Origin of the sequence: Caballeronia choica, assembly GCF_001544535.1 — a bacterium.
GTDB lineage: Bacteria > Pseudomonadota > Gammaproteobacteria > Burkholderiales > Burkholderiaceae > Caballeronia > Caballeronia choica.
Map to the genome: position 1 here is coordinate 20,907 of NZ_FCON02000027.1, position 19,020 is coordinate 39,926.

14 protein-coding genes are annotated in these 19,020 nt (G+C 61.5%); 8 read left to right on the top strand and 6 right to left on the bottom strand.

The genetic code is table 11. The features are described from left to right. The first annotated feature begins 15 nt into the window (after nucleotides 1-15). The 3 genes from cuyB to AWB68_RS14575 all read left to right on the top strand — a co-directional run bounded on the left by cuyB (nucleotide 16) and on the right by AWB68_RS14575 (nucleotide 4,249). A complete protein-coding gene (gene cuyB, locus AWB68_RS14565) occupies nucleotides 16-1,503 on the top strand; it encodes a cysteate racemase (RefSeq protein ID WP_087645110.1) in 1,488 nt (495 codons plus the stop codon). Nucleotides 1,504-1,599: 96 nt separating this feature from the next. Further along, complete coding sequence (aspA, locus tag AWB68_RS14570; protein ID WP_087645063.1) at nucleotides 1,600-3,018, top strand: aspartate ammonia-lyase; 1,419 nt, start codon at nucleotides 1,600-1,602, stop codon at nucleotides 3,016-3,018. A gap of 73 nt (nucleotides 3,019-3,091) precedes the next feature. After that, nucleotides 3,092-4,249, top strand: a complete 1,158-nt coding sequence (locus AWB68_RS14575) for an asparaginase (protein ID WP_087645064.1) — start codon at nucleotides 3,092-3,094, stop codon at nucleotides 4,247-4,249. Nucleotides 4,250-4,317: 68 nt separating this feature from the next. Here the strand turns inward: AWB68_RS14575 and AWB68_RS14580 are convergent, their stop codons facing one another. The 4 genes from AWB68_RS14580 to AWB68_RS14595 all read right to left on the bottom strand — a co-directional run bounded on the left by AWB68_RS14580 (nucleotide 4,318) and on the right by AWB68_RS14595 (nucleotide 9,610). Then, a complete protein-coding gene (locus AWB68_RS14580; protein WP_087645065.1) occupies nucleotides 4,318-5,856 on the bottom strand; it encodes an efflux transporter outer membrane subunit in 1,539 nt (512 codons plus the stop codon). After that, complete coding sequence (locus tag AWB68_RS14585; protein ID WP_087645066.1) at nucleotides 5,853-6,929, bottom strand: HlyD family secretion protein; 1,077 nt, start codon at nucleotides 6,927-6,929, stop codon at nucleotides 5,853-5,855. Before AWB68_RS14585 ends, AWB68_RS14580 begins: the two co-directional genes overlap by 4 nt. Nucleotides 6,930-6,941: 12 nt before the next feature. Then, complete coding sequence (locus AWB68_RS14590; protein ID WP_087645067.1) at nucleotides 6,942-8,555, bottom strand: MFS transporter; 1,614 nt, start codon at nucleotides 8,553-8,555, stop codon at nucleotides 6,942-6,944. A gap of 380 nt (nucleotides 8,556-8,935) precedes the next feature. Continuing rightward, a complete protein-coding gene (locus AWB68_RS14595; protein ID WP_087645068.1) occupies nucleotides 8,936-9,610 on the bottom strand; it encodes an antibiotic biosynthesis monooxygenase family protein in 675 nt (224 codons plus the stop codon). A gap of 432 nt (nucleotides 9,611-10,042) precedes the next feature. Here AWB68_RS14595 and AWB68_RS14600 point away from each other — a divergent pair, with 432 nt between their 5' ends. Continuing rightward, nucleotides 10,043-10,984, top strand: a complete 942-nt coding sequence (locus AWB68_RS14600) for a LysR family transcriptional regulator (protein ID WP_087645069.1) — start codon at nucleotides 10,043-10,045, stop codon at nucleotides 10,982-10,984. 1 nt (nucleotide 10,985) lies between these two features. On the opposite strand, the gene mug is transcribed toward AWB68_RS14600, so the two are convergent. Both mug and AWB68_RS14610 read right to left on the bottom strand, forming a co-directional pair. Further along, on the bottom strand, nucleotides 10,986-11,552 hold the full coding sequence (mug, locus tag AWB68_RS14605; RefSeq protein ID WP_087645070.1) for a G/U mismatch-specific DNA glycosylase: 567 nt from the start codon (nucleotides 11,550-11,552) through the stop codon (nucleotides 10,986-10,988). An 83-nt stretch (nucleotides 11,553-11,635) separates the two neighbouring features. Next, nucleotides 11,636-12,664 carry a GlxA family transcriptional regulator gene (locus AWB68_RS14610; RefSeq protein ID WP_087645071.1) on the bottom strand — a complete coding sequence of 343 codons (1,029 nt, stop codon included), beginning with the start codon at nucleotides 12,662-12,664 and terminating at the stop codon, nucleotides 11,636-11,638. 430 nt (nucleotides 12,665-13,094) lie between these two features. Between AWB68_RS14610 and AWB68_RS14615 the strand changes: the two genes are divergently transcribed. From AWB68_RS14615 to AWB68_RS14630, 4 genes are all read left to right on the top strand, one after another. Beyond that, the gene (locus AWB68_RS14615; protein ID WP_087645072.1) at nucleotides 13,095-15,908 is read left to right on the top strand and encodes a 2-oxoglutarate dehydrogenase E1 component; all 2,814 of its coding nucleotides are present in this window, start codon (nucleotides 13,095-13,097) and stop codon (nucleotides 15,906-15,908) included. A 6-nt stretch (nucleotides 15,909-15,914) separates the two neighbouring features. Then, nucleotides 15,915-16,493: an AraC family transcriptional regulator gene (locus AWB68_RS14620; RefSeq protein WP_087645073.1), complete on the top strand. Its 579-nt coding sequence runs from the start codon at nucleotides 15,915-15,917 to the stop codon at nucleotides 16,491-16,493. A 276-nt stretch (nucleotides 16,494-16,769) separates the two neighbouring features. Continuing rightward, complete coding sequence (gene ilvB, locus AWB68_RS14625) at nucleotides 16,770-18,635, top strand: biosynthetic-type acetolactate synthase large subunit (protein WP_087645074.1); 1,866 nt, start codon at nucleotides 16,770-16,772, stop codon at nucleotides 18,633-18,635. Between the two features lie 80 nt (nucleotides 18,636-18,715). Beyond that, nucleotides 18,716-19,015, top strand: a complete 300-nt coding sequence (locus tag AWB68_RS14630; RefSeq protein ID WP_087645075.1) for an ArsR/SmtB family transcription factor — start codon at nucleotides 18,716-18,718, stop codon at nucleotides 19,013-19,015. Nucleotides 19,016-19,020: the final 5 nt, after the last annotated feature.

Genomic DNA, 19,020 nt, shown 5'->3' on the forward strand with positions numbered 1-19,020 from the left:
GTGAGCGACGGCAGAGTGAGCGAGGGCAAAGTGACGAGCGTGCGGAAGTTCGGCGTGGTGGGCGGGCTCGGGCCCCTCGCAAGCGCGGACGTGTTCTTCAAGCTGATCAAGTCGACGCCCGCCACAAGCGACGCCGAGCACTTCGATGCCATCTTCGAGCAGCATCCCTTCCGCGCTTCCGATGCAGACAGCGAGACGTTGACGCAAAGAAAGCTGTACATCTTCGATATGGTGAACAGCTTCGAAAAGCGCGGCGTGACGACGGTCGTACTGCCGTGCTTTCTCAGCCACACCTTCATCGACGAACTGAAGGCCAACTCGCCCTTGCAGATCGTCGACATGGTCGAGGCGGTCCGCAGCCATGTGAGAAGGAAGTTTCCGGCTGTTCGCCGGATCGGCGTTCTGGCATCCGACTACACGCGGCGCAAGGGGCTCTTCGAAAAGTATTTCGCGGCGCCCGAATTCGAAGTGATCCATCCGCGCCTGCCCGAGGGCGTCGACCTCGTGACCGAAGCCATCTATGGGCCGGACGGTGTGAAGAGCGGCAACCTGCGTGGCCGCCCGGTCGAGCTGTTGCGCGAGGCCTGCGAAGACCTCGTCGCGCAAGGCGCAAATGTCATCGTGGCGGGCCTGACCGAGATCGCGCTCGTCGCCGAGGAAATCGGTCCTCTCAGGGTCCCGCTGGTGGATTCGAACCTCGTTTATGCGCAATACGTCGTCTCGGGCCAGTACGGTTCGCCTGAAACGATCTTCAAGGTGGGCGTGGTCGGCGGAGTAGGGCCGGCGGCGACCGTCGATTTCATTCACAAGATCGTGCGCGCCACGCCCGCGAGGCGCGACCAGGACCATATCAAGCTGATGGTCGAGCAGAACCCGCAGATCCCGGACCGCACGGAGAACCTGATCGGCAACGGGCCGGACCCGACCATCTCGCTCTATGCGACCTGCAAGAAGCTCGAAGCGGGTGGCGCGGACATCATCGCCATCCCGTGCAATACCGCCCATGCATTCGTCGAGCGCATTCAACCGTATCTCGGCGTTCCGATCGTCAACATGCTGACGGTCACGGTCCGCTATCTGCGCGAGACCTTTCCTGCGCTTCGCGCGGTGGGCGTACTCGCCACTACGGGTACGGTCGCGAGCGGCGTCTACGAAAAAGCGCTCGAATCGCAGGGCTTGCGGCAGGTCGTTCCGGGACCCGCGTTGCAGGCACGCGTGATGGAAGCGATCTACGGCAAGGAGGGCGTGAAGGCCGGCTTCACGACCGGACAGTGCCAGAAGGATATCGCCGCCGCGATCGACGGGCTGATCGCCGAGGGCGTGGAGGTCATCATCCTCGGATGCACGGAACTGCCGCTGTTGCTTCCGCAGACCGATTTCACCGGCACAAACGGCGCGCGCGTGAGGCTGGTCGACCCGACCGATGTGCTTGCAAGACAATGTGTCACGTACGCAACCGCGGCGAGCGCATCCGCGCCGCTCGAATCAACCCGGATCGACTGATCCACCCCGACCAACGCCGCTGAACGACCCGCGCACGACCTACTCGGCGACGCCATTCGTCAGCCGCATCCAGCACTCAGAGAGAAAGAGGAATCCATGCTTACGCCCACCGAACGTATCGAACACGACCTTCTCGGCGACCTCGCCGTGCCCGCCGCAGCCTACTATGGCGTCCACACGCTGCGCGCGCTCGAAAACTTCCCCATCACGGGCATTCCCATCTCGGTCTATCCGAACCTCGTCAACGCACTGGCGAGCGTCAAGGAAGCCGCTGCGCTCGCGAACTACGACCTGGGGTTGCTCAGCGAACTCAAGATGCAGGCCATCGTCCAGGCATGCAAACAGGTCCGCTCGGGCACGGCGCACGACCACTTCGTCGTGGATGTCATCCAGGGCGGCGCCGGCACCTCGACCAACATGAATGCGAACGAGGTCATCGCGAATCTCGCGCTCGAACATCTCGGCCATCAGCGGGGCGAGTACGGTGTCCTGCATCCGAACGAGGACGTGAACCTCGGACAGAGCACGAACGATGTCTACCCGACCGCCCTGAAGATCGCCACGTATGCGGGCATCATGCAACTGGTCGAGGCGATGGGCGTGCTGCGCGCGTCGTTCGCGCGCAAGGCCGAAGAGTTCCGGGACGACCTGAAGATGGGCCGCACGCAGCTTCAGGATGCGGTGCCGATGACGCTCGGGCAGGAGTTCAGCACGTTCGCCGTCATGCTCGGCGAAGACGAAGAGCGGCTCAAGGAAGCCGCGAAGCTGATCTGCGAGATCAACCTCGGCGCGACGGCCATCGGCACCGGCATCAACACGCATCCGGAGTATGCGCCGCTCGCGTGCCGGCACTTGAGCGACGTGACCGGCATTCCGCTCACGACCTCGCCCAACCTCGTCGAGGCGACGCAGGACGTCGGCTCGTTCGTGCAGCTTTCCGGGGTGCTGAAGCGCGTCGCGGTCAAGCTCTCGAAGACCTGCAACGACCTTCGGCTGCTTTCGAGCGGCCCTCGCGCCGGTCTCGGCGAAATCAACCTGCCGCCGGTGCAGGCCGGCTCCAGCATCATGCCGGGCAAGGTGAATCCGGTTATTCCGGAGGTCGTCAACCAGATCGCGTTCGAGGTCATCGGCAACGATTTGACGGTCACGTTCGCGGCGGAGGCGGGCCAGCTTCAACTGAACGCGTTCGAGCCGATCATCGCCCATAGTCTCTTCAAGAGTGTCGCCCACTTGCGCGCGGGTTGCCTCACGCTCGCCTCGAAGTGCGTCGACGGCATCACGGCCAATCGGGACCGGCTGCGCTCCATCGTCGAGAATTCGATCGGCATCGTGACCGCGCTCAATCCCTACATCGGCTATACGAACTCGACGGAAGTCGCGAAGGAAGCGCTCGCGACGGGCCGAAGCGTCGCGGAGATCGTGGTCGAGAAGGGGCTCCTGAGCCAGTCGCAACTCGACGAAATCCTGCAGCCCGCCATGCTGACGCAGCCGAGGAAGATCTCGCCCGCCGCGTAAGGAAGCACCGTCCGGGGCGCCTTGCGATCCGCAACGCCCCTTTGCGCTGTCCAATCAACCGAGGAAAACCAAAATGAGCATCAAGATGATCGTGCAAGGCGCAACGCAACTGCGCTCATCAGGCGCAATGCTTGTGGCAGGGCTTGTCGTGGGCGCGAGCGCTCTCTGTGGCGCGAACGCGTGGGCCGCCGATGCGGCGTCGGACGCGACCGCAACCGCCGCGGCGACGACGCCGGCAGCAGGTGCGCCGCGAATTCTCGTGCTGGCAACCGGCGGGACGATCTCCGGGACGGCTGATCCGCGCTCCGCGATTGGCTACAACTCGGGGAACGTGAAGGGCCAGGAACTGGTCCGGGGCGTGCCCGGCATCGAGAAGCTTGCGACGATCAACGCCGAGCAGATATCGAATGTCGGCTCGCAGGACATGAGCGACAAGATCTGGTTCCAGTTGGCGCGTCGGATCCAGGAAGTGTTCGATCGAAACGAGGCGGACGGTGTCGTGATCACGCACGGCACCGATACGGTCGAGGAAACCGCGTTCTTCCTGCAAAACGTGTTGCGCTCGGACAAGCCGGTGGTGCTGGTCGGCTCCATGCGTCCCGGCGGATCCACGAGCGCCGATGGTCCCGGCAATCTCTACGAAGCCGTGGAAGTGGCGGCGAGTCCGAAGTCACGAGGCCGGGGCGTGATGGTCGTGATGAACGATCAGATTCACGGGCCGCGCTGGATCACGAAGACCAACACGACGGCGGTGCAGGCGTTTGCTTCGCCGAATGCGGGCGTGATCGGCTACGTGGATCCGGCGAGCGTGCGGTTCGTCACGGCGCCACCGCAAGCGGCGCGCAACGTGCTGGGCTTGCCGGCGAACGGTCAACTGCCGCGCGTCGAGATCGTGTACGCGCATAGCAACATGGATGGGCTGCAGATCGACCACGCGATCGCCGATGGCGCCAAGGGCATCGTGCTGGCGGGCGAGGGCGACGGCGACGCGTCGAAGGAAGCGCTTGCCGCGCTCGAGCGGGCGGCCAAGAAGGGGATCATCGTGGTCCGCTCGACACGTGTGATGTCCGGATTCGTGAACAGGAACGTCGAGGTCGATGACGACAAGAGCGGCTTCGTGGTCTCGCTCGACTTGAATCCGCAAAAGGCCCGGTTGCTCACGCAATTGCTGATTGCGAACGGTGTCACCGATCCGGCACGGGTACAGCAGGCCTTTACCGGCACCTGGTGATCGGCGCGGCTTGACTTCCTTTCCGTCGCTGCCGCATCCAGGCTCGGGCAGCGGCGACGGACCTCACGTCAATGAGGAACATCCTGCGCGGCGTAAGTCGACTCCCACCCGCCACCGAGCACCTTGCACAACGTGATCAGGTTGGTGGCGGCATCGGCCTTGCTTCGCTCAAGATTGCTCTGTGCGTCAAGCAACTGCTTCTGCACGTTGAGAACGTCGAGAAAATCGACCGCGCCTGCCTTGTACCGCTGCCGCGCAATCGACAGCGCTTGCTGGTTCAGGCTGACGACCGTTTTCAGCCGGTCGCGCCGCCGCTGTTCAGCGTCATAGACGACGAGCGCATCGTCGACTTCACGCCATGCCTGAAGCACGGTACGTTTATAGACGATCGCCGCCTCTTGCTGTTGCGCCTCGCGCAAGTGGAGCGTTCCCTTGAGCCGTCCGCCCTCGAATATCGGAAGCGTGATCGACGGCCCGACGACGAACTGGCCCGACGCCCAGTCGGCGAGACTCGTGAGCTGAAGGCTCTGGAACCCTGCGCTGCCGTTCAGCGATATGCGGGGATAGAAATCGGCCTTCGCCATCCCGATTGCCGCCGTGGCCGCGTGCAGTTGAGCCTCTGCCTTTCTGATGTCGGGCCGGCGCTGCACCAGCTCCGACGGAAATCCGATAGGCACCTGCCCAGGAAGTGCTGGAACATCGAGCGGCTCGGCGAGCGTTTGCTTCAGCGCGCCAGGTTCCTTGGCCAGTAACACGCCAATCGCATTGATCGTGGTCTCGCAGCGCGATTCGAGCGTGGGGATCAGGCTCTCGATCAACTCCGCCTGTGCGGAAGCGTTGGCCACGTCGAGATTCGTGGTGACGCCTTCACGCACCCGGGTTTGCGTGAGCTTCGTCGCGTCACGGGCTATTTCCAGATTCTGCCTTGCTATCTGAAGCAGGGCCTGTGTATCACGCAACTGAACATAGTCTCGCGCAAGTTCAGCGCGCGCCGACAACAGAACCGCGTTCCGGTCCTCGTATGAGGCATCGGAAAGAGCCGTCGCGGCCTCGACACCGCGCCGCGCGCGACCCCAGATGTCGAGTTCCCACGATGCATCGAAGCCGAACTGATAGAGGTTGTAAGCGGGCGAGCCTTTGGCGCCCGGCAATGGCGCCACGCCAAGCGGCGTATCGCCCGACGCCGACTGCGACTGGGTTCCCGTCGGCGTGACCCCAAGCAACGAGAGGATGCCATTCGGACTTCCGCGCTCGCGGTTATAGGAGGCGGCGCCGTCCAGCGTCGGATACTCTTCGGCACCCGCAATCCGCTGCTCGGCCCGGCTTTGTCGCAGGCGCGCCGACGCCGCCGCCACGTCGAGATTCGCATCGGCAAGCTGTTGTTCCAGCGAGTTCAATACGGGATCGTTGAACAGCGTCCACCATTCCGGACCGAACGCGGATTCGGCGGGCCTGCTCGGTGCCTGCGCGGACTGGGTCCGGTCAAACACTTCGGGAGTGGACGTCGACGGACGTTCGAAATTCGGGCCGACCGTGCAGCCCGTCATCACGAGGCTCGCCAGTATCGCGAGCGCCAACGCGCGGATCGAGAATTCGCTCGTGTTCATTTTCGGTCAACTCCTTCGGCCCGTGCCTCGCCACTCCGCCTGACGGCCACTTCCGCTTCGACAGAAAGCCCCACGCTCAATGCAGACGCGGCCTCTTGTCCCCGGTCGATCGTGATCTTGACGGGTACGCGCTGGACGATCTTGGTGAAGTTGCCGGTCGCGTTGTCGGGCGCGATCGGCGCGAAGCTCACGCCCGTGGCGGGGGCGAGACTATCGACGCGCCCCTGGATCACCACGCCCGGAAAGCTGTCGACCTTGATACGCACGGGTTGACCGGGCCGCATGTGGGCGAGCTGATTTTCCTGGAAGTTGGCAACGACATAGGCGTCCGAGAGCGGGACGATAGCGAGAACCGGTGCGCCGGGTGTGACGAATGCACCGACCCGCGCCGAACGCCGGCCGACCTTGCCGTCGACCGGCGCGAGGATCTCCGTGTAGGACAGGTTGAGCCTGGCCTGCTCCAGCGCCGCCTCGGCGCGCGCCAGCGCGCCTGCCGCCTTGTCGCGCTGGGTGCGCAGTACATCGACGTTCTGCTCGGCCGTGCTCAACGCGGCCTTGTCGTGGGCCTGCTGCGCGAGTTGCTCGGCGAGCGTGCTCGATGCATGCTGCTGTTCCTGAGCCGTTCCCGCGCCGGCTTCCGAAAGGTTCTGGTAGCGCGCGGCGTTGGCTCGCGCAAACCCGATCGAAGCGTCGTCGGATCGAAGCGTCGCGCGCGCCTGCTCGATGAGCGAGGGTTGCCGCGCGATCTCGGCGTCGTAGTTCGCGACGGACGCCTTGGCTGCCACCACGTCCGCCTCCGCGCTCATCAGGGCTGCCCGGAAGTCGCGGTCGTCGATGCGCACCAGGAGTTGCCCGGCCTTTACCGACTGGTTGTCGTCGACCAATACATTGGAAATCTGACCGGCGATACGGGGCGCTACGAGAGTGAAATCGGCCTGCACGTAAGCATCGTTGGTCGATTCGGTGTTCGAGTCGGAAAGGAGCTTCGTGCAGACCCATGCCACGACGCCCAGCACGACGACCAACGCGACAATACGGACAATTTTGCGGGGAAAACGGTTGATGGATAACATGGATATCGTCCCTTAATGGGAGGCGGGCGGCGTAGTGCACCATGGCGGGTAGATGCGCACGGGCAACACGGGAACAAGGAAAAGAAGGGCGGCGGCGATACCGGCCATCACGAGATAGAGATCCGCCGAGGCGAGCACGACTGCCTGCGCGTGGATCCGGTGTGCAAGTTCGCCGAGGCCATGGGACGCGTCGATGCTCTGGCTTGTGATGACCGCATGGTTGCCTAGCTGGTCAACGAGCATGTTCGAATGAAAGCGCTCGCGATCCGTGCCCAACCCTTCGATGAGACCCGTTGCCACAGCCGCGGAAAATGTCTTAAGCGAGTTGAACATCGCCGAAGCGAACGGGCCTTCGGTTGGCGGCAAGCCTGTCGTCACGCCCATCAGGATCGACATGATCACCATCGGTTGTGCCACGATCTGCAACGATTGAAGCCAGTAGAAGTTTTCGCGAACCCAGTCGGAGGTCATGAAGCTTCCCATCACACATGTCGTGACCATGAGAGAAAGCCCGATCGCCATGACCCACCGGCAGTCGATCCGCCGAAGGTTCAGGACGGCGGCCGTCAGGGGAAGGGTAATCAATAGCGGGATCGCAACCAGCAAGGACAGGGGCGTCGTTTGCAGCGCCCTGTACGCATGAATCCTTGCGAGATACTGGCCCGGTATGGCAGCGACGCCGACCAGCAGAATCACCGCGCCCGTGAGGGTGATGAGACCGTGCGAGAAATTCCTGCGGGAAAGCAGTTGAAGCTTGAAAAACGGCACTGGCTGAAACCATTCGTTGACGAGGAACGCCACCATCAGCAACGAACCGCCAATAAACATCAGGCGAATGAAACCGGAATTCAGCCAGTCAAGACGATCACCTTGCAGGAGGCCGATCACAAGCATCGCGACTGCCGGATATCCCGTCAGGAATCCCGTCCAGTTGAAAAGACGGAATCGTTCGAGTTTGAGGGGGTCCGGCGGAAGTCCCTGCTGAATCGCCACACAACACGCCACCCCAAGCGGCACGATCTGCCAGAACGCCATTCGCCAACTGACGTACTCCGTCCACAAGGCGGCGAGCGGTGTGCCGAGCGCTGGTCCGAAAGTCGCGGTGAGTGCGTACCCGGCGAGCCCGTACAGCTTCACTTCCGGGGGAAGGTAGCGCAGCGCCACGATGATCAGCATCGGCGGAAGGCATCCGCCGGCGATCCCCTGCAAAACCCGCAACACATAAAGCGTAAGCAGGTTCGGCGCGAAGGGGCAAAGGACCCCAAAGAACATCGTGGCGATCACGGCGGCGATCGTGAATCGCTTCAACGTGAAGGTGATCCCGAACCACGGAGCAAACACCATCGTAGCGACGTTCGCCGCCTCGAACAGCACGGTCAGCCAGGTCCCGTCGTCATGTCCGATCGAGAGGGCGCCTTGAATGTCATTCATCGCAAGCGCGGTGACCTGTTCGTTGAGTATCGCAAGTAAGGACGCGAGCAGCATTCCAACGAGGCCAACAGAGAGACGAAGCGAAAGCGCGGGTTGTGCGGGAGTGGGCGGTACGGGAGGCTCGGCCACGGGCGCCGGCAATTGAGCGACCGTGGGCACTTCCGGTTCAGTTGTCAAAGGGTTGGCGGTGGTCATAAGGGGTCCGCTGGAGCATTGCGTCGTGATGCGCGTCGTCATCACTTAACGACATAACGAATTGTAGGAGTGGGTCACATCTTCTGAAGCGGCAACAGGCGATGTATCTGGCCATTTCATTTGCGATTCTTGCCAACGTGACTGTCCGACGCGCAATAACGCCGCCACACGGAAACCGTGCTTTCCGTTGGAACCGGGTGAGTGTCCTATGCGGGAGTGGTTGGAGTATAGTCCCGCGCAATCGAGCATGTAGATCATCCTTCGCCATCCAGAATAAGTTTCAAACACATCTGTTCATGGTGATCAGATGAGGTACGGTAAATGCGTCACCCACAAACCAGGTGGCGAAGTCTCAACGCCGATATCGGAATGCGACGCCATCACCCCGCCGGCTGAACGTCCGCAAAGTATTGGGGTGCCTCTCGTCGATCGAACATTCCATACTCCCGAACGACGCGGATGTGCCGCAGCCGCACGTCCTCGGGCAGCTTCACGTCGCGTTCGAACGCTTCAGCGGCTGCCTGGACGCGCCATGTCGCCACGACGATCACGTCTCCAGGCGTGAGCAGTGCGTCAAAGACGTCCCAAGCGACAAGACCAGACGCTCTCGTATCGAGTCCAAGTGATTTGGCGACTTCCTTTGCGCGAGCCTGCTTGACCCGGTCCGGGGCGCGCTTCGCTTCGAGCAGGATCACGGCCGTTCCGGCGCCCGTCTCGGTGACGTCCAGACGCTGCTCGAGCAAGACCTGTCCCGCCGGTACGTGCGTGTCCGTCACGACCTGGCCAATCCGCAGGCAATAATCGGCGAATACGCGATCGCGTGCTGCCTGTTGTACCTGGTGATGCTTCGTCGTGGTCCGCCAGCGCACCAGCGATTTCTCATCGCGCCAACTCGATAGCGAGAGGAGCCATCCCTCGCGCGTCAGGCTTGCATAGCGGGTGTTGTCGATGAACCCATCGATCTTGTCGAGTTCGGGGCGCAGCATCTTCGCCATGCCGAGATAGACATCGAATTGTTCGGGGATCGGATTGACTTCAAGCATTGCAGAAAACATGACAGACTCTTTGGCTCGTTAAGTGGGTCGATGCATTATCCGAGAGGAGCTGGCTTTCTTAAAGGCTCAGCAGGTCGGGGATTGAGCCAATGAGTGCGTGATTCTTGCCAACGGAAATGGAAGGGCGTCGACAGTGCTCACAATCGGAAAAAGTCCCTTTCCTGTTTAGCGAGGAATACGACATTGGCGAGCAATGGAAATCACAAAAGGGCATTCGTCACATCTCGGTCTCGACTCGACCGGCACTGGCCATTTTGTTTCTCCTTTGGGCCAATCGAAGCCGGGGATCGTCTCATCGCGAGACAGGGTGCCTACAATCGCGACAGCCGGGTTCAGTTGCGGCGGTTCCGCGACACGTCTCAGTGAAGCCTTTCATCGAAAGCGCGTCCTGACATTCCTTGTTTGCAGATGGACCAAAGCTAGGGACTCGAGATGGACAAATTGCGCGAGATGGAGGTTTTCGTAGCCATCGTCGATCGCGGTAGTTTTACTGGCGCATCGGATAAGCTCGGATTGTCGACTTCCGCGGTCTCACGTGCGCTCAACTCGCTCGAAGCACGGATAGGCGCGCAACTGCTTGCGCGGACGACTCGTTCAGTCCGGCCAACGGATGCGGGTGCGGCGTACCTCGATGCCTGCCGCAAGGTGCTGGACGCCATCACGGATGCAGAAGCGAACACCGCGGCCTTTCACATCAAGCCGGTGGGCACACTCACCATCTCGGCCCCGGTGCTCTTTGGTCAGCGATTCGTCGCACCGCTCGTGAATGCCTTTGCGCTGCGTTATCCGGACGTCAGCGTCAATGCTGTGTACATTGACCGCACGACGCGACTCATCGAGGAAGGCGTGGATATCGCGATTCGTATAGGGCATCTGGGAGACTCCACGACATTCGCCGTTCCGTTGGGTTTCGTACGGCGTCGAACGTATGCGGCCCCTGCCTATCTCGCGGCGCGGGGCGAACCTGTTCATCCCAGGGACCTTGTCAACCACCACTGCGTGTCCTTCACGGGCGTCACGCACCCGCTCGAGTGGGTGTTCAGTGAGAACGGTGCGAGGCTGCCAGTGCGACTGCAGCCCCGGATGATCGTCGACCTGGCTCCCGCTGCGGTTTCCGCGGCCATCGACTGCGTGGGGATAACGCAATTGTTGTCCTACCAGGCGGCCCCCGAAGTACTGAACGGAAGCCTTCGGCCCGTCTTGTCGGCATTCGAGCCTGAGTCAGTCCCGGTGAACTTGCTTCATGTAGAGCGCCGGGGCGCGAGCGGCAAGGTCAGGGCGTTTCTGGAATTCGTGACCGAGTCGTTGCGAAGAAGCGCACACCTTCAATTCGTGGACAGCGCGGTCGCTCTGGGTGAAGCGATGTACGCGTGAGTCACGGCGCGCGGACGAGTTCATCATGTTTCCGGTCCGAACTCGGGGACGCAATCGCAACGCGCAGTTCCCGGTAGGCAATGACCAGCGCGTCGAGGCTGTACGCCCGGTTGAGGCCGCTAGGGTTTGGCAATACCCATGCACGAGCACCGCCGAATGTCTCTGGTTGCAGGCCCCACTGGATATCGCGCTTGCCGGACATTCCGGAGATCGCCATTTTTCCAAGGAAGGCAATGAACCGCGGCTCGTAGCGTTCGATCTTCCGCTCGAATGCAGATGCGGCCGCCTTGATCTCCTCTCGCGATAGCTCGTCTGCGCGTGCCGTTGGACGCATGACGGCTGTAGTGAGACCACACTCGTAGTGAAGGAACGTCCTGTCGTCATCGGGACGAAGCTCTTCCGGAGTAAAGCCCGCCAGATGAACGACGCGCCAGAACCGATTGCCTCTGCCCGCAAAGTGGCGGCCAGTCGATGCTGCACGAATACCCGGATTGATCCCGCAGAAAATCACCGACAGTCCCGGCTCGATGATATCCGGAAGAGATTGAAATGAATGAGCGTCAGGCACAAATGAAGTAGACCTTGTCGCAAACTGCGTTTGAACTGCCCGTCGATCCCGCCGAGCCACCCAACCCCGGAGCCGCTCGAAGCCTATCGCATCTGTGCCAGACCGACTGACGCAACGTGGCCGCTGGCATCGCCATACGCCCGGGTCTGTGTTCCCACCGCGCCGCGAAATCGCTGGCGATATTGTTTGGGCGTTACGTTCAGCCGTCGAGAGAAGGTCGTTCGCATTTGCGTGGCACTGTTAAAGCCACATTTGAATGCGACGGTCTTTAAAGGCGAATCCGTATCTTCGAGCAGTTTCCTCGCCGTGTCGACACGAACCTGTTCGACGAACGCGGACGGTGTCACCTTCGCGTACTTCGAAAATAGCCGCGAGAAGGTCCGCCTGCTCACTGAAACGGCGCTCGCCAGTTGCTCGATCGACAAGGCATCGGCGATATGCTCGGTCACATACCGGTGCACCTTGCTAATGATGGGGTCCTCGTCCTTGCCAGCCCCGATGTAGGGGCTGTATTGAGACTGCCCGCCTTCCCGCTGGATATAGACGACCAGGCGCTTCGCGATGCGCACCGCCAACTCGTGTCCCCAATCTTCCGCCACCAGCGACAGGCACAGATCGATACCCGCCGTTACGCCGGCGGAGGTGAAGAGGTGGCCGTCGCGAATGAAGATCCTGTCGGGCTGCACACACGCCTGAGGGAATTCGTCGGCCAGGCGGCCTGCGTCCGCCCAATGAGTCGTCACTTCCTTGCCGTCAATCAATCCGGCATGTCCGAGTAGAAACGTTCCATTGCAAACGGAGCCAAAGCGAGCCGCGCCATGCGCCTGCTTCTGCAACCATGCGAGGAACTCGCTCGATGGCTGGGAATCGGGCAGTTGCGGCCCTCCTGCCACCAGCAGCAGGTCAAACTGGATGTCGGAATCGGCGTAGCCAAACGGCACTGAAAGCTGCATCCCGTTTGAGCAGGTGACGGTGCCGGCCTTGCGTCCAACGAGCGAGACTTCATATCTCTGATGCTCGGGGAGATTCGCGTTCGCTTCCGCGAATACGTCCAGTGGGCCTGCAACATCTAGTGCCTGCACACCATCGAACATAACAATGGCGACTTTCATCCGGTGACCTTCATCAAGTATGAACACTCTCCCGTTGGCCCGATGGGCCGGCGCTTCGTCGAAGTCATTCGATAAGCGCAATCAACCGCAGCAACGAGTGTTGACGCAGTCTAGCCCAAAAAGCATTTAGCAAAGACCTCATGCCCGGTAAATGACTTTTGCGTTGGTGTAACAAGAGCCAGCGTGACCCGTGATCGATGATCGACGTATCCGGGCTCTTGCGGACGGACGGCAATCCCTTTTCATGACGTGGCCCAAATCGAACATCGATTGGCCTGAGATCGCGCCATATGGGCATCTCGCTGCCACGTCGAGTTACTAGACTTGATCTCAAGAACGGTTGGGAACGTAACACAGGCATACGTACAGCCGCCCCACCCCATGTCACGGTTCAACTCGGGACCGGGCACCAGGCAAGGACATATTCATCATGTTGATCCAGGAACGTCAGACCTCATTCTTATTCGGGGGAAACGCCCCCTATGTCGAAGAGCAGTACGAGCTATACCTGGCCGACCCGGTGTCGGTCACGGATGAGTGGCGCGCCTATTTCGATGCGTTGAGCGAGACTCCCGCCAGCGACGGAAGCGATCGCGAAGACGAGGCGCATGCCCCTGTCGTTTCCAGCTTCGTCGAACTCGCCAAACGGCCGCGCAGCGCGGTGATTCCGCTCGATGGCGGTCTTGGCCTCGCCAGAAAGCAGGTGGCGGTACAGGCGCTTATCAGCGCGTTCCGGATGGTCGGCACGCGCAAGGCCAATCTGGACCCGCTGCTTTGGACTCCGCCGCGGGCCATGGCTGAACTCACGCCCGCGTACTACGGGTTGACGGCCGCGGACTTGTCCACGAGATTCAGCACCGCCGACACCTTTCTCTTCGACGAGGACGCGACGCTGCAGGAGCTCGTCTCGGCGCTCGAACAGACCTATACCGGCACGCTGGGCGCCGAGTTCATGCACCTGACCAATGCGAGCGAGCGTGGCTGGTGGCAGATGCGGCTCGAGTCCACGCGAGCAAGACCTTCGTTTTCAGCCGCGGAGAAAAGGCGGATTCTCGAACGCCTGACGGCGGCGGAAGGACTGGAGAAGTACCTTCATACGCGCTATGTCGGGCAAAAGCGGTTCTCGCTGGAAGGCGCCGAATCATTGATCGTGCTGCTCGACGAACTCGTCCGCCACGGGGCATCGAAGAAGGTCCGCTCGGTCGTGATGGGCATGGCGCATCGCGGACGCTTGAACGTGCTGGTCAACGTCGTGGGCAAGCCTTTGCATGCGCTCTTCGATGAATTCGACGGCAAGGATGCTGAAAACCTTCCGGACGGCGATGTCAAATATCACAAGGGCTTTAGCAGCGTCATAGAGACGAGCGATGGCCCCGTCGATGTCGACCTTGCATTCAATCCCTCGCATCTGGAAATTGTGAATCCAGTCGTGCAGGGCATGGCGCGCGCCAAGGCGGAGGCTATCGGCGCAGGAGACGCGCGTAGCGTGCTGCCCGTCGAAATTCATGGCGACGCGGCAATCTCCGGACAAGGCATCGTGATGGAGACATTGAGCCTTTCATATACGCGCGGCCACGGTACAGGCGGAACCGTCCACGTCGTCGTCAACAATCAGATCGGCTTCACGACGTCGGACCCGCGCGACACGCGCTCGTCGTTCTACTCCACGGACATCGCCAAGATGATCGAGGCGCCGGTTCTGCACGTCAACGGCGACGACCCGGAAGCGGTAGCCATGGCCGTGCGCCTCGCACTCGACTATCGTACGGAATTCCAGCGCAGCGTGGTCATCGATCTTGTCTGCTTCCGCAAGTATGGGCATCAGGAACAGGACACGCCGAGCATCACGCAGCCTTTAATGTATCGCGCGATCGCGGCGCATCCGGGCGTGCGGACCCTCTATGCCCGAGCGTTGATTCGGCAAGGCGTGACGACTTCGGATCAGGTCGAAAGCTACGTGACCGCGCGGCGCGAAAGTCTTGAAGAAGCGCACAGCAGCGACGCTGCCGAGGCGTCGCCCGGGTTGGCCGAATCATCCGAAGACCACGCGGTCGCGGTCCGCTACAGCCCGCCGACGCCAGAGCAATTGCGGGGTCTGGCGCAACGGATAGCAAGCGTTCCAGACGGTTATGAACTTCATCCACTGGTCGGCAAGATGATGACCGCGCGCCGCGAAATGGCGGCGGGAAAGAAGCCAATCGATTGGGGAATGGGGGAGCACCTGGCCTTTGCCTCGTTGCTTGGCGCGGGGACCGATGTGCGATTGAGCGGGCAGGACAGCGCAAGAGGGACGTTCAATCACCGTCATGCCGTGCTGCACAACCAAAGACGGACGAGTCGCTCGGACGGCGTTCTCATTCCACTCGATCATGTCGGCGAAAAGCAAGGCCGGTTCGCCGTGACGAATTCCATTCTCTCCGAGGCGGCTGTGCTGGCCTTCGAGTATGGATACTCGACGGTGAACCGCAACGCACTCGTGATATGGGAAGCCCAGTTCGGTGACTTCGCGAATGGCGCGCAGGTCGTGATCGATCAGTTCATCGCAGCGGGCGCCGCAAAGTGGGGACAACGCAGCGGACTGACGCTGTTCCTGCCTCATGGGCAGGAGGGGCAAGGTCCGGAGCACGCATCGGCGAGGCTCGAACGCTACCTGCAGCTAAGTGCCCGGGACAACATGCGGGTCGCGCAACCGACAACACCCGCGCAGCTGTTTCATTTGCTGAGAATGCAGGCGCTCGCCTTCGATCGGCGACCGCTTGTCGTGATGACGCCCAAGTCGCTGCTTCGGCACCCGGCGGCGGTCAGTACGTTCGACGAATTGGCGCAGGGTTCGTTTCGTGAAATCCTGCTGGATTCGCAGGTCGAGCCATCGCGGGCTTCGAGCGTCGAGCGTGTCATCGTGACCTCGGGCAAGATCTATTTCGAGCTGCTCGAACATCGCCGCAAGCATGGCATTGCCGACACGCCGATTATCCGCGTCGAACAGTTGTACCCGTTTCCGGCCGGGCAACTGGCCGCTGAACTCGCGCGCTATCCAAACTTGAAGACGGTGGTCTGGTGTCAAGAGGAGTCGCGCAACCAGGGCGCCTGGAGCTTCATTGAGCCGCAGTTGCGCGAGCTCCTGCCTTCGAGCGCGAGGTTGTCGTATGCGGGACCGGCGCCATCCGCATCGACCGCGCCGGGTTACCACTCGGCGCACGCGGTGAGACAGGCAGAGCTGGTATCGAGTGCGTTCGCGGAGTAAGGGCACATGCGTGTCGCGATGATGCTATACGCGGGGTTCCAGCTACTCGAAGTGAGCGGTCCGATGGATGTGTTTCAGGAAGCAAACCGTCTGTGGGGCGGAGCGTTCTATGAACAGCATCTCGTCGGGCCGTCGCCTGGACCTGTCTTGTGCTCGAACGGCACGGCGGTGGGCACGACCGAGTGCCTGCTGGATGTGCTCGCGCCATTCGACATTGTCGTTGTCCCCGGTTCTCCGGTCGTCGGTTCGAGGCGTGAACATGGGGAACTGGTGGATTGGCTCGGCGCTGCGGGACGCAACACGCGAAAGCTCGCGTCGGTGTCCAACGGTGCTTTCCTGCTCGCGCGCGCCGGACTTGCCGACCATCGCTGGCTAGCCACGCACTGGCGCGACGCGCAACGCCTCGCAACCGAGTATCCATCGGTGCACGTCGTGACCAAACCAGGCTGCGTGAAGGACGGCAAGCTGTACTCGGCGGTCGGCGCGAGTGCGGGCATCCATCTTGCCTTGGCACTGGTCAGGGAAGATCTTGGCGACGACATCGCCGGAAGCATCGCCCGAGCCTTGTCGGCAACGCGCCATTGACGTCATGGCCAGGATGCCGCCTATTTTGGCCTGCGGATGAACTCCCTGGATGGGCGCGCAGCATGGATCGTTGGCAGAATGGTCATCAGCAACCTCACAATTCTTCCAGCAGCACATCAACAAAGTGCTGGGTGGACATGGCCAGGTACGGAGAACCCGTCGGAGCGATGGTCCATAAGCTGGTGTCGAACATACGCTGTTCTCGAATTGGAAGGGAGATCGCCCTTTAATTTCGGCCGCTGATTCCGCCGGCGCCGAACTCCATGCGAGTCAGCCATGACCCAGAACCCAAACGTTGCTTCACGAGCCTTCACGAAATCGACGCATGCCAGCGAGTGGATGTCGGGCGCCGACATCATTCTGCGCGTACTTGCCGAGCAGGGCGTCGATACGCTCTTTGGATACAGCGGCGGCGCGATCCTGCCGACGTACGACGCCGTTTTTCGCTTCAACGAAGCGCACAAGGCAGCCCCCGAACGCCAGATCAGGTTCGTTGTGCCGGCCAATGAACAGGCTGCGGGTTTCATGGCCGCGGGCTATGCTCGCGCGAGCGGAAAAGTCGGCGTATTCATGGTGACGTCCGGGCCGGGGGCAACGAATGCCGTGACGCCGATTGCCGACTGCAATGGCGATTCGGTCCCTGTCGTGCTCATATGCGGACAGGTGCCGCGTGCCGCGATTGGTTCCGATGCCTTTCAGGAGGCGCCCGTCTTCAACATCATGTCGGCCTGCGCGAAGCAGGTCTTTCTGGTAACCGACCCGGAGAAGCTGGAACAGACCCTGCGGAGCGCATTCGAAATCGCTCGCACAGGGCGTCCGGGGCCGGTTGTCGTGGATGTGCCGAAGGACATTCAGAACTGGATGGGTCCGTACCATGGACAAGGCACGTTGCAGTTTCGAGGCTATTCCGATCGACTCCGAATGATGGCGAAAGGCGCTCATCTCGACGAAAACAAGCGCGCCGAATTTTTCGATCTTCTTGCGCAAAGCAAACGGCCACTTTTGTATGTGGGCGGCGGTGTGATCGGGGCGGGCGCGACGGCCGAGTTGCGCCGGTTCAGCGAGCGCTACAGCATCCCGGTCGTGACGACGCTCATGGGTCTTGGCGCACTGCCTGCGAAACACGAACTGTGGCTTGGCATGTTGGGAATGCATGGCGCTGCCTGTGCGAACTACGCGGTCGAGGACTGCGACTTCCTGATTGCAGTGGGTGCCCGCTTCGATGACCGCGTTGCCGGCGGTCGCCCCGACGCCTTCGCGCCGGGCGCGCGCTATGTCGCGCACATCGACATCGACGAGGCGGAGATCAACAAAGTCAAACGGGCACACTGGAGTCACGTTGGCGATGCGAAGGACACGTTGTCGTCCTTGATGGAGTCTGGGTCGGCTTCGCACTCGCCTTCGGACTGGCTTGAGCGGGTGATGGAACTGAAGCAGCGCTACGGCATGAATTACGACCGGAACAGCCCGTTGATCCAGCCGCAGTTCGTCATCGAAAAGCTCAGCGAGATTACCGGCGGCCGGGCCATCATCACTACGGGTGTCGGCCAGCATCAGATGTGGGCCGCGCAGTTTTTCGATTTCGTCGAGCCTCGAAGCTTTCTCACGTCTGGCAGCATGGGGACGATGGGCTTCGGGCTGCCTGCGGCGATCGGTGCCCAACTGGCGCGACCCGATGCCCTGGTGATCGACATCGACGGTGACGGGAGTATCCGGATGAACAGCGGCGAACTGGAGACGGCAACCACGTACGGCGTGCCCGTCAAGGTGCTGCTGCTCAACAATCTCGGTGACGGGATGATTCGGCAGTGGCAGCGACTCTTTTACGACGGTCGACTGTGCGTGAGCGACAAGTCGCTCCACCGCAAGAATTTCGTATTGTCGGCACGGGCCGACGGGTTTGAGTTTGCCCGTCGCGTCAAAGCGGTGAGCAAGGTCGAGGACGCACTCAAGGCCTTCGTTAATTTCGACGGACCGGCTTTCCTCGAAGTGATGGTCGACCAGAACGCTGATGTGTTTCCGATGGTGGGGCCTGGGCAAAGCTACTCGAATATGATCACCGGTCCGTTCATTCCGTCCCGGTCCGAAGGAGAAACAGAGAGTTCGGGCGTAGCACGCCAATGTGCTGCGGATATGTTCTGACACGCTCGCGTCACGATACGGGCCTTGGCCTGCATAACCTGCCTCGCGCGGCTCGATTTCTTGCGATCTGTCCCAATGCCATGATTGACTCGAATCTGATCCATAAGGCTCTCGCGCACCCGTTTCGGCGCGAGATCCTGTTGTGGTTGAAGACGCCGGACGAGGCCTTCGCTGAGGAGCGAGTCGATTTGGGTCATGGCGTGCCGTCGAATGCGATCCATGCGCGCAGCGGGCTATCTCAGTCGACCGTATCGGCACATGTCGCTACGTTGATCGAGGCGGGGCTGCTTGTTCCCACTCGCGTGGGTCAATGGATATTCCTGTCGCGGAATGAAGAAGTGATACGTGCCTTTGCCGAGCAAGTCAGCTTGCATCTCTAGTTATC